This is a genomic window from Amycolatopsis sp. NPDC049159, assembly GCF_040648295.1.
Lineage (GTDB): Bacteria > Actinomycetota > Actinomycetes > Mycobacteriales > Pseudonocardiaceae > Amycolatopsis > Amycolatopsis pretoriensis_A.
In genome coordinates, this window is the sequence record NZ_JBEZDL010000003.1 from 314,223 (window position 1) to 324,873 (window position 10,651).

Genomic DNA, 10,651 nt, shown 5'->3' on the forward strand with positions numbered 1-10,651 from the left:
TTCTACCGAAGGAGTGCGCCCGGCGAGCTAGCCAATCCGGGTGATCCGCCGCGCGATCAGGTCGTTCACCAGCCCGGCGCCGGTCTCCGGGTCGTCCACGCTGACCAGCACGCTCCGGCCGTTCTCCAGCGACAACGCCAGCGCGGGGCCGCCGCGCACCTTGTACGCCGTCGTGCCGGTCACCGGGTTGAAGCGCAGGCCGAGGCCGCCGTCGCCGAACGTCGCCAGGTCGCGCGCCGTCGCCTCGCGGATGCTCGCCAGCTTCAGGTGCCGCCAGGGGAAGCCGAGGAAGCCGAAGCGGATCGTCACGCCCTTGGCGTCCACGGTCGCCTTGAGCCGGTACGTCAGCGCGGTGACCGCGGCGCCGACGAACGCGATCCAGGCGGCCGTCGGCCAGGGGAGCCCGGCCGGCAGGAGGCCGATCGCGACGGGGACCAGGAGCAGCGCCCAGAGCATCGCCGGGTTCGCCGCCCGGCCCGACCAGAACGCGCGCTGACCCGGTTCGAGCCCGACACTCGGCCGGTGGGCCGACTCTTCGCGGACCGGCGACGGCAGGCCGCCCACGACCGCCGCGACCGCGCCGAGGACGGCCGCGCCCAGCATGAAGAACACCACGGTGACGCCGGTGCCCGCCGCGTGCCAGTCCGGCGCGTCGAGGTTCGGGACGAGCACCGAAAGCAGCACCGCGGACGGCAGGGCGGCGAACGCGGCGCCCACGCCGACGGTCAGGCGGGGCAGCGGCCGGCCCCGGCGCAGCGCGGTGACCCCCGACGTCGCCAGGAGGACGACGGCGACCGCGCCGAGCGCCAGGCACGCGGTGACGAACACCGAGAACGGGGTGGAGCCGTTCGGTCCGCTGTTCCAGTGCGTCGCGAGGGGGTCGGGCAGGCGGTCCGCCCAGGCGTCGGCGAGGACGCCGGTGACGGCGAGCGCGGCGCCCGGCAGCACGGCGGTGGCGAGCAGGACCCGGATCAGCTTGGTCATGTGTACTTCTCCTTCAGCACCCCGGTGAGTTCGTCCAGGCCGACGCCCGCGCGCTTGGCCTCGCGGACCAGTTCCCCGGCCAGCTCGGCGAGCCGGGCCCGCGACGACGCGCCGCCGAGCACGACCGCGCCCCGGCGTCGCCGCAGGTCGATCAGGCCCTCGTCGCGCAGCAGCGCGTACGCCCGCAGCACGGTGTGGACGTTGATCTCCAGCGACGCCGCCAGCTCCCGCGCGGGCGGCAGCTGCTCCCCGGGCGCGGGGCTGCCGTCGCCCAGCGAGCGGCGCAGCGACGCCGCCACCTGCTCGAAGATCGGCTCGGTGGAGCTGGGATCGATCCGGACCAACATAGTTCTAACTATAATAGAACTATTGCTGGGTAAGAGAGACTTGCGTCACACTTTCCCTGGCGCTCAGCCCATCTTGGCGATGAGGTCGCCGGCCAGCTCCAGGGCGTGGTCGACGTCCCGCGCGACGTAGTGCAGGTCGACGAGCACCTCGGAAATGCCCAGCTCGGCGGCCACGTCGAGGCAGGGGAAGACGTCGACGACCGTTTCGACGCCGGTGCCCTGCCGTGGGTTGATCCGCAGCACCCGGCGCAGCGCGTCCGGGTCGCGTCCGGCCTGCTCGGCGGCATCGCGGGCGACCGACCAGAGGCCGTCGAGGTACTGCTTCGGCATCCACCCGGCCAGCCAGCCGTCCGCGCGGCGCCCGACCCGGGCCAGCGCCGGCGGGGAGAACCCGCCGAGCAGCACCGGCGGCCGCGGTTCCTGCGCCGGGCGCAGGCCCACCGTCGACGGCGCGATCCGCCACTGCGGGCCCTCGTGCGCCACCGGGTCGCCGGTCCACAACGCCTCCAGCGCGTCGAGGACCGCGTCGAGCCGCTTGCCCCGGCCCGCCCACGGGACCCCGGTCGCGAAGTACTCCTCGCGCAGCCAGCCCAGCCCGAAGCCGACGTCCAGCCGTCCCGAGCTGGCCAGGTCGAGCGAGGTCAGGGCCCTGGCGAGCAGGACCGGGGAATAGACCGGGCCGGTCAGCGCGCTCATCCCGAGGCGGGCCGTCCGGGTCACGGCGGCCGCGGTGGCCAGCGTCGTGAACGGGTCGGCGAAGGTCTCGAACTCTTCCGGGTACGGGTGCTCCGGCGTCCCGCCGCCCGGGTAGAGGTCCGACGGCTCCCGCGGCGTCAGGATCCGGTCGCCGACCCAGAGCGACCCGTAGCCGAGGTCCTCCGCGGCGGTCGCGAAGCGCGCGACGGCGGCGGGGTCGGCGAGGGCGCCGTACTGGGGCAGCGCGAGCCCGAGGCGCGTCCCGGCCACCACCATCCGACCGGGGGTGTCCGTCATGGCGGACATCCTGGCATGATCACGTCGCCGGCGGGGAGTGTTCCGCAGGCCGACCGGGGTTCGGCGGTCGATCGGGGGGCGCGGTTGCGGGCTCTCGTGAGGCTTGCCGTAGACTTCGGGACTTGGAACGCACTACGGTCATCCCCGCCTGGATGGTGGGGATGCTGGAATGCGTCCTCCGGGGCTCCGAGCGATCGGGGCTCCACAGGGGTGTAGCTCAATTGGCAGAGCAGCGGTCTCCAAAACCGCAGGTTGCAGGTTCAAGTCCTGTCACCCCTGCGTAACGGAACTGGTGGAGCGGAGGAGTGGTCGTGAGCGACAGCGACGCCAGCGGCGGCGAGCAGGAGCAGGACGGAAGCGGGCAGAAGCCCGAGAGCCCGTCCCGTCCCGTCACAGCTGCCGCCCGGCGTGAGCGCCGTGCGACCGCTCGTCCGGCGGGCAAGTCCGCGGCACGTGCGGACGACAAGACCCGCCCGGCCGGGAAGTCGGGGGAGAAGTCCGCCCCCGACGCCAAGGGTGCGCCGACTCCCAAGCGGGACCAGAAGGCGAAGAAGGCCTCCGTGTTCGCGCGGCTGGTGCGCTTCATCCGCGAGGTGTGGGCGGAGCTGCGCAAGGTCATCTGGCCCAACCGCAAGCAGATGGTCACCTACACCGCGGTCGTGCTGGTCTTCGTGGTGTTCATGGTGGCCCTGGTGAGCGTCTTGGACTTCGCGTTCAAGAAGGGCATCGGCGCGATCTTCGGCTGACCCGCCGCCGTGCCGCGCGGGCCGGCCCGACCGACCCGGAATGATCAACTGAGAGGACGGAACGTGACCTCCGACAACGGCACATCAGCCGGTCACGACCTGACCGAGCTTTCCGACGAGCAGGTGCACGCGGCACTCGGTGACGAGGAGTCCGAGCACCTGGAGCCCGTCGAGGTGTCCGACGAGGTCGACGAAGCCGCTTCCGATGACGACGGCGCTTCCGACGAGGCCGCCGCCGACGACGACGTGACCGACGAGGCCGCCGAGCCCGAGGCCGACGACGAGGACCCGGTCGCCAAGCTGCGTTCCGAGCTCCTCGCCGCGCCCGGCGAGTGGTACGTCGTGCACTCGTACGCCGGTTACGAGAACAAGGTGAAGACCAACCTCGAGACCCGGACCCAGACCCTGGACGTCGAGGACTACATCTTCCAGATCGAGGTTCCGACCGAAGAGGTCACCGAGATCAAGAACGGCCAGCGCAAGCAGGTGCAGCGCAAGGTGCTGCCCGGCTACATCCTGGTCCGGATGGACCTGAACGACGCCTCGTGGAGCGCGGTGCGCAACACGCCGGGTGTCACCGGGTTCGTCGGCGCCACCTCGCGGCCGTCGCCGCTGACCGTGGACGAGGTGCTGAAGTTCCTCGCCCCGCAGGTCGAGAAGGAAGCCCCGGCCAAGGCCAGCAAGGGTGACTCCGCCGCGTCCGCGCCGCTGGGCGCTCCGGCCGTCGAGGTCGACTTCGAGATCGGCGAGTCGGTCACCGTCATGGACGGCCCGTTCGCGACGCTGCCGGCGACGATTTCCGAGGTCAACGTCGACGGGCAGAAGCTGAAGGTCCTGGTGTCGATCTTCGGCCGGGAGACCCCGGTCGAGCTGTCGTTCACGCAGGTCTCCAAGATCTGACGGCCGGCCTTCTCGGCCGCAGTCCCCGCGTCCACGGCAGGTACGCGGGGAACGTAGTACAGGACAGGAAAAGAAATGCCACCCAAGAAGAAGAAGCTTGCGGCGATCATCAAGCTGCAGATCAAGGCGGGTGCGGCCAACCCCGCGCCGCCGGTCGGCCCGGCGCTGGGTCAGCACGGCGTCAACATCATGGAGTTCTGCAAGGCCTACAACGCCGCGACCGAGTCGCAGCGCGGGGACGTCGTCCCGGTCGAGATCTCCGTCTACGAAGACCGGTCGTTCGACTTCAAGCTGAAGACGCCGCCGGCCGCGCGCCTGCTGCTCAAGGCCGCTGGTGTCGAGAAGGGCTCCGGCGAGCCGCACAAGACCAAGGTCGCCAAGGTCACTTGGGACCAGGTCCGCGAGATCGCCAAGACCAAGGAGACCGACCTCAACGCCCACGACATCGACCAGGCCGCGAAGATCATCGCCGGTACTGCCCGGTCGATGGGCATCACGGTCGTCGACGCCTGAGTCTTTTCGTAGCACCACGTGGGAGAGCCGGTGCGGCTCGTCACCACACTGATCCGTTTTTGAAGTAAGGACAGAAGCATGACCAAGCACAGCAAGGCTTACCGCCAGGCTGCGGAGCTGATCGACAAGTCGCGTTTCTACGCGCCGCTCGAGGCTGCGAAGCTGGCGAAGGAGACCTCCAAGACCAAGATGGACGCGACCGTCGAGGTCGCGATGCGTCTCGGTGTGGACCCCCGCAAGGCCGACCAGATGGTCCGCGGCACCGTGAACCTGCCGCACGGCACCGGTAAGACCGCCCGCGTCATCGTCTTCGCCGTCGGCGACAAGGCCGCCGAGGCCGAAGCCGCCGGTGCGGACGCGGTCGGCACCGACGAACTGATCGAGCGCATCCAGGGTGGCTGGCTCGACTTCGACGCCGCGATCGCGACGCCGGACCAGATGGCCAAGGTGGGCCGCATCGCCCGCATCCTCGGCCCGCGTGGCCTGATGCCGAACCCGAAGACCGGCACGGTGACCCCCGCGGTCGAGAAGGCCGTGAAGGACATCAAGGGCGGTAAGATCAACTTCCGCGTCGACAAGCAGGCCAACCTGCACCTGGTGATCGGCAAGGCTTCCTTCGACACGGAGAAGCTGGTCGAGAACTACGCCGCCGCGCTGGACGAGATCCTCCGCGCCAAGCCGTCCTCGGCGAAGGGCCGCTACCTCAAGAAGGTCACCTTCACCACGACGATGGGCCCGGGCATCCCGGTCGACCCGCTGCGGACCCGCAACCTCCTTTCCGAGGAAGCTGCGGTCTGAGTCTGAGATCACCAGAAAGGGCGTCCCCGCTTACTGCGGGGGCGCCCTTTCTTCGTGTCTGATGGACGCCATGCCGACTTTCGCGTCGTTCGACGGCCTCCGGTTGAACTACACCGTGTGGGAGGGCGACGGCGCCCACCGCCCGGTGCTGCTCCAACACGGCTTCGCGGCCGACACGAACGCGAACTGGATCTCCACCGGCGTGGTCGCCGCTTTGCGCTCGGCCGGCTTCACCGTGATCTCCCTGGACGCGCGCGGCCACGGCCGGTCGGAGAAGCCGCACGACGAGTCCTGCTACACCGAAGACACGATGGCCCGTGACGTCTCGGCCCTGCTGGACGAACTGACCCTCGACGAGGTCTCGATGGTCGGCTACTCGATGGGCGCGATCATCGCCCTGACGGCCACGGCTGCGGACAAGCGCATCCGCTGCCTGGCCACGGGCGGCGTCGGCTCGGGCATCGTCGACTTCGGCGGCGTCGACCTGCGCGTGGTGAAGCCGGCGGACATCGCTTCGGCGCTGCTGGCGGAGGACCCGTCGACGGTCCCGCCGTCGGGCGTCCCGTTCCGGCTGCTGGCGGACGCGGTCGGCGGCGACCGCCGCGCACTGGCGGCAGTGGCGCTGGCGTCGAAGGAGGGCCACCTGGACCTGTCCGCGATCGGAGTTCCGACGCTGGTACTGGCGGGCGACCAGGACCAGCTGGCCGCGGAACCGGAGCGCTTGGCGGCGGCGATCGCGGGGGCCAGGCTGGTCCGCATCCCGGGCGACCACATGACGGCGGTGATGTCCCCGGCGTTCTCGGAGGCGCTGGTGGCGTTCCTGTCGGCACCGCACCCGCGTTGAGAGCTCAGCGGGTCGTCGGCGCCGGCGCCGGGCACGGGTTCGGCTCGTTCGTGTGCGCCGTGATGAGCCACTGGCTCTTCTCGACCTTCTGCACGGTGAACGCTCCCAGCGCGGGGCCGCCCTCGATGCCGAACCGGCACGAGCTGATCGTGAAGCGGTCGCCCGGGATGGGCTCCGAGACGTACGACGGCATCGACTCGGCGTACTTGTTCTTGCTGGTGACCTTGCGGTTCAGCTCGTGCACCGCGACCTGGCAGTCCGCGTAGCCCAGATCCTGGGCGAACTTCTGCTGGATCGGCTCGTCCATCCGCCCGCACGCCTGCGGGACGAGGTTCTGCGCGATGGCGTCGTAGACCTCGCGGACGGCTTCGTACGGGCTGGTCGAGAGGATGTGGTTGGTCTGGTACTTCCCGCCGCCCTCCTGGGCGAGCTGGGCGGATGTCTTGCCCGAGTCGTTCGGGAAGAAGTGGTTGTACAGCCACGTTCCCGCGACGCCGAGGATCACCAGCGCCAGGACCCACGCGATGACCTTCTTGCCGAGCCAGCTCAGCCACCTCGGGGCGCGGCGGCGTTCGGCCGGGACCAGCTGGTAGCCCGGGGGGATCACCGGGGGCTGGGGCGGTGGCGCCTGGACCAAGCCGGCGTCCGGTGGAGGAGCCGGCTGGTTGCCCTGCTGGGACTGGGTGAACCTCAGGTAGTCCTGGAACTGCTGGAACTGGCGGAACTGCTCCAGCTGCGCCGGGTCCACCGGCGGCTGCCCAGACGGCTGCCCCGACGGCTGCGGGAGCGCTGGGGTGCCGCCCGGGGGTGTGGGTGCGTTCGAGCCCGCCGGTTCGAGTTCCGAGCCCGGCTTTCCGTCATCGCGCTGCTCCGCCACGTGACCATGATGCCCCACGGCGCCGCGAAGGTGGGGGTCGGAGAAGGCTTGTCGACTTGACAATGTATTCTTCTCGATGGTTCTACCGAAGACCGCTGGTTTTCCCCGCTTCCGTGGGGAACGAAGGTCCCGCAACTCGCCGGGCGGCCCGCGCAGGAGGAACGAGGCCCCGGCACGTGTGCCGGAAGAACGCCCCGCGCCTGCTTGCGCGAGGGCGTTTCGTCGTTTGGGGGCTCCTCGACGCCAGTGGAAACACTAGCCAAGAGAGGAGGCGACCATGGCGAAGCCCGACAAGGTGGCGGCCGTCGCCGAGATCGCGGAGAGCTTCCGCAACAGCTCGGCCACCGTCGTTACCCAGTACACCGGCCTCTCCGTGTCCCAGCTGTCCCAGCTGCGCCGCGCTCTCGGCACCAGTGCCAAGTACCGGGTCGCGAAGAACACCCTCGTCAAGCGTGCCGCGGAAGACGCGGGCGTCACGGGGCTCGAGGACCTGTTCGTCGGTGCCACCGCCATCGCCTTCGTCGAGGGTGAAGCGGTCGACGCCGCCAAGGCGCTTCGCGACTTCGCGAAGGACAACAACGCGCTTGTGATCAAGGGCGGCTACATGGACGGCAAAGCGCTGTCCGTGGACGAGATCAACAAGATCGCCGATCTCGACAGCCGTGAGGTCCTGCTCGCCAAGGCGGCGGGCGCGTTCAAGGCGAAGCTGTCCCAGGCCGCCGCGCTGTTCCAGGCGCCGGCGTCCCAGGTCGCCCGCCTGGCTGCCGCGCTGGAGGAGAAGCAGCGCAACGCCGCCGGTACCGAAGCAGCCGAAGCACCCGCCGAGAGCTGATCCACCCCCCACCCCGAACGCTTTTAGTTCGTTTTTCTGAGAGGAAGCCATCATGGCGAAGCTGAGCACCGCCGAGCTGATCGACGCCTTCAAGGAGCTCACCCTCCTCGAGCTGTCCGAGTTCGTGAAGGAGTTCGAGGACACCTTCGACGTCACCGCCGCCGCGCCGGTCGCCGTCGCCGCCGCCGGCCCCGCCGGTGCCGCCCCGGCCGCCGTCGAGGAGCAGGACGAGTTCGACGTCGTCCTCGAGGGCGCCGGCGACAAGAAGATCCAGGTCATCAAGGTCGTCCGCGAGGTCGTCTCCGGTCTGGGCCTGAAGGAGGCCAAGGAGCTGGTCGAGGCCGCTCCCAAGGCCCTCCTGGAGAAGGTCGACAAGGAGGCCGCCGAGGCCGCCAAGGAGAAGCTCGAGGCCGCGGGCGCCAAGATCTCCATCAAGTGATCTCGGGCGCGAAAGCGCCTCAGCACCACCTCGAGAAGGGGCGGGCATCCACTCGGATGCCCGCCCCTTCCGTTTTGCCTGGTCACGGGCATCCCCTAGGAGTGGTGTCCGAATGGCCCCGGGTCCCTAAATCGCGGGTGCGGGGCTGCGGAGGTCTGCGTCGTTGCCCCGAATGGACTAGGTTCCCTGCAGTTGCCGATCACGGCGGGGTGACGATGGGTCCGGGTCTGGCCAGAAAAGAAAACTGGTGAGTAACCTGTTCGCACTCAGCTCGTTGCACCTGGTTGACGCGGGTTAATGCGGCGCACGGCCCGCACCCGCCGCCGACGTGGGGTGGCATGGGTGTGGCAGCGGGCGCAATGACGCGGAACAGCTCCTGGAGGTGCGATGGGTGCCGAGGTGGTCATCGAAGGTCTGACCAAGTCCTTCGGTAAGCAGGCCATCTGGCGGGACGTCACGCTGACCCTGCCCCCGGGCGAGGTCTCGGCGATGCTCGGACCGTCCGGAACCGGCAAGTCGGTGTTCCTCAAGTCGATGATCGGCCTGCTCAAGCCCGACCGCGGGCGCTGCGTGATCAACGGCGTCGACATCGTGACGTGCTCCGAACACAAGCTCTACGAGATCCGGAAGCTCTTCGGCGTCCTCTTCCAGGACGGCGCGCTGTTCGGCTCGATGAACCTCTACGACAACGTCGCCTTCCCACTGCGCGAGCACACGAAGAAGTCCGAGACGGAAATCCGCCGGATCGTCCTCGAAAAGCTCGACATGACCGGTCTGAACGGCGCCGACAAGAAGCTCCCCGGCGAGATCTCCGGCGGTATGCGCAAGCGCGCCGGCCTCGCCCGCGCCCTGGTGCTCGACCCCGAGATCATCCTGGTCGACGAGCCGGACTCGGGTCTCGACCCGGTCCGCACCACCTACATCTCGCAGCTGTTCCTCGACGTGAACGCGCAGATCGACGCGACGTTCCTGATCGTCACGCACAACATCAACCTGGCCCGCACGGTGCCGGACAACCTGGGCATGCTCTTCCGCAAGGAACTGGTCATGTTCGGCCCGCGCGAGGTGCTGCTGACCAGCGAAGAGCCGGTCGTCAAGCAGTTTCTCAACGGCCGGATGCAGGGCCCGATCGGCATGTCCGAGGAGAAGGACTCCGCTCAGATCGCGGCCGAGCAGGCGATGTTCGACGCCGGGCACCACGCCGGCGGGGTCGAGGACATCTCCGGGGTGCCGCCGCAGATGCAGACGACGCCGGGTGTGCCGACCCGGATGGGCGCGGTCCGCCGCAAGGACCGGGTCATGGAGGTCCTGCACCGGCTGCCGCAGCCCGCGCAGGAGGGCATCATCGCCTCCCTGAGCCCGGAGGAGCAGCGCCACTACGGCGTCAGCCCCCGCCGCGTCGCCCAAGCCCAGCAACAGCAGCAGGTGCCGGCCGGCGCCCGCCCGCAGGGTGACGGCGTCCCGAACCAGCACCACGGGCAGCTGCCCGCCGACCAGGTGGCGCGCATCCCGGGCGGCGGCCAGCCGCCGAGACCCGGCTCGCACCGGATGCCGCCGCCGCGTGACAACGGGCCAGGTGGCCGGTGAGTTCTCCCGCAACACAGGCGAAGATCCCCGGGATCGGCATGCTCCGAGAGACCGGGAACCTGTTCGCACTCGGCCTGGACATCGTCCGCGGCCTGTTCCAGCGCCCGTTCCAGCTGCGGGAGTTCATCCAGCAGTCGTGGTTCATCGCGAGCGTGACCATCCTGCCGACGGCCCTCGTGGCGATCCCGTTCGGCGCGGTCATCTCGCTGCAGTTCGGTTCGCTCGCCCGCCAGCTGGGCGCGCAGTCCTACACCGGCGCGGGCTCCGTGCTCGCCACCGTGCAGCAGGCCAGTCCGCTGGTCACCGCGCTGCTGGTGGCGGGCGCGGGCGGCTCCGCCGTCTGCGCCGACATCGGCGCGCGCACCATCCGCGAAGAGATCGCCGCGATGGAGGTGCTCGGCGTCTCCGCGGTGCAGCGGCTGATCGTGCCGCGCACCCTCGCGATGATGCTGGTCGCGCTGCTGCTCAACGGCATGGTCAGTGTCATCGGCGTGCTGGGCGGCTACTTCTTCAACGTCGTGCTGCAGGGCGGGACGCCGGGTGCGTACCTGGCGAGCTTCTCCGCCCTCGCGCAGCTGCCCGACCTCTGGGTCGGCGAGCTCAAGGCGCTGATCTTCGGGTTCATCGCCGCCGTCGTCGCGTCCTACCGGGGTCTGAACCCCTCCGGCGGCCCGAAGGGCGTCGGGGACGCGGTGAACCAGTCGGTGGTCATCACGTTCCTGCTGCTGTTCGTCGTGAACTTCGTGATCACCCTGATCTACCTGCAGATCGTGCCCGGAAAGCTGGACTAG

At 69.7% G+C, this 10,651-nt stretch carries 13 protein-coding genes and 1 tRNA gene; 10 read left to right on the forward strand and 4 right to left on the reverse strand.

What is annotated here, in order from left to right:
* Positions 1–27: 27 nt before the first annotated feature.
* From AB0B33_RS07690 to AB0B33_RS07700, 3 genes are all read right to left on the reverse strand, one after another.
* Complete coding sequence (locus tag AB0B33_RS07690) at positions 28–984, reverse strand: hypothetical protein (RefSeq protein ID WP_360768139.1); 957 nt, start codon at positions 982–984, stop codon at positions 28–30.
* Complete coding sequence (locus tag AB0B33_RS07695; protein ID WP_247015162.1) at positions 981–1,331, reverse strand: GntR family transcriptional regulator; 351 nt, start codon at positions 1,329–1,331, stop codon at positions 981–983. The genes AB0B33_RS07690 and AB0B33_RS07695 overlap by 4 nt, the downstream gene beginning before the upstream one ends.
* Positions 1,332–1,394: 63 nt before the next feature.
* Positions 1,395–2,324 (reverse strand): TIGR03619 family F420-dependent LLM class oxidoreductase, encoded by a 930-nt coding sequence (locus tag AB0B33_RS07700; protein WP_360768142.1) that lies wholly within the window; start codon positions 2,322–2,324, stop codon positions 1,395–1,397.
* 206 nt (positions 2,325–2,530) lie between these two features.
* Between AB0B33_RS07700 and AB0B33_RS07705 the strand changes: the two genes are divergently transcribed.
* The 6 genes from AB0B33_RS07705 (at position 2,531) to AB0B33_RS07730 (ending at position 6,125) form a co-directional block, all read left to right on the forward strand.
* Positions 2,531–2,603: transfer RNA gene (locus AB0B33_RS07705), tRNA-Trp, on the forward strand.
* 26 nt (positions 2,604–2,629) lie between these two features.
* Positions 2,630–3,070, forward strand: a complete 441-nt coding sequence (gene secE, locus AB0B33_RS07710; RefSeq protein ID WP_360768145.1) for a preprotein translocase subunit SecE — start codon at positions 2,630–2,632, stop codon at positions 3,068–3,070.
* A 63-nt stretch (positions 3,071–3,133) separates the two neighbouring features.
* Positions 3,134–3,970 (forward strand): transcription termination/antitermination protein NusG, encoded by an 837-nt coding sequence (gene nusG, locus AB0B33_RS07715; RefSeq protein WP_360768148.1) that lies wholly within the window; start codon positions 3,134–3,136, stop codon positions 3,968–3,970.
* Between the two features lie 75 nt (positions 3,971–4,045).
* On the forward strand, positions 4,046–4,483 hold the full coding sequence (gene rplK / locus AB0B33_RS07720; RefSeq protein WP_003079266.1) for a 50S ribosomal protein L11: 438 nt from the start codon (positions 4,046–4,048) through the stop codon (positions 4,481–4,483).
* A 78-nt stretch (positions 4,484–4,561) separates the two neighbouring features.
* Positions 4,562–5,281 carry a 50S ribosomal protein L1 gene (gene rplA / locus AB0B33_RS07725; RefSeq protein ID WP_247015153.1) on the forward strand — a complete coding sequence of 240 codons (720 nt, stop codon included), beginning with the start codon at positions 4,562–4,564 and terminating at the stop codon, positions 5,279–5,281.
* 70 nt (positions 5,282–5,351) lie between these two features.
* Complete coding sequence (locus AB0B33_RS07730) at positions 5,352–6,125, forward strand: alpha/beta fold hydrolase (RefSeq protein WP_360768151.1); 774 nt, start codon at positions 5,352–5,354, stop codon at positions 6,123–6,125.
* Positions 6,126–6,129: 4 nt separating this feature from the next.
* On the opposite strand, the gene AB0B33_RS07735 is transcribed toward AB0B33_RS07730, so the two are convergent.
* Positions 6,130–6,873: a hypothetical protein gene (locus tag AB0B33_RS07735; RefSeq protein WP_360768153.1), complete on the reverse strand. Its 744-nt coding sequence runs from the start codon at positions 6,871–6,873 to the stop codon at positions 6,130–6,132.
* 406 nt (positions 6,874–7,279) lie between these two features.
* Between AB0B33_RS07735 and rplJ the strand changes: the two genes are divergently transcribed.
* The 4 genes from rplJ to AB0B33_RS07755 all read left to right on the forward strand — a co-directional run bounded on the left by rplJ (position 7,280) and on the right by AB0B33_RS07755 (position 10,651).
* A complete protein-coding gene (gene rplJ / locus AB0B33_RS07740) occupies positions 7,280–7,834 on the forward strand; it encodes a 50S ribosomal protein L10 (RefSeq protein WP_247015147.1) in 555 nt (184 codons plus the stop codon).
* 52 nt (positions 7,835–7,886) lie between these two features.
* The gene (rplL, locus tag AB0B33_RS07745; RefSeq protein WP_247015145.1) at positions 7,887–8,273 is read left to right on the forward strand and encodes a 50S ribosomal protein L7/L12; all 387 of its coding nucleotides are present in this window, start codon (positions 7,887–7,889) and stop codon (positions 8,271–8,273) included.
* A 387-nt stretch (positions 8,274–8,660) separates the two neighbouring features.
* Positions 8,661–9,860 (forward strand): ABC transporter ATP-binding protein, encoded by a 1,200-nt coding sequence (locus AB0B33_RS07750; protein WP_360768157.1) that lies wholly within the window; start codon positions 8,661–8,663, stop codon positions 9,858–9,860.
* A gap of 38 nt (positions 9,861–9,898) precedes the next feature.
* Entirely contained in the window at positions 9,899–10,651 is a 753-nt protein-coding gene (locus AB0B33_RS07755) for an ABC transporter permease (protein WP_013222532.1), read from the forward strand.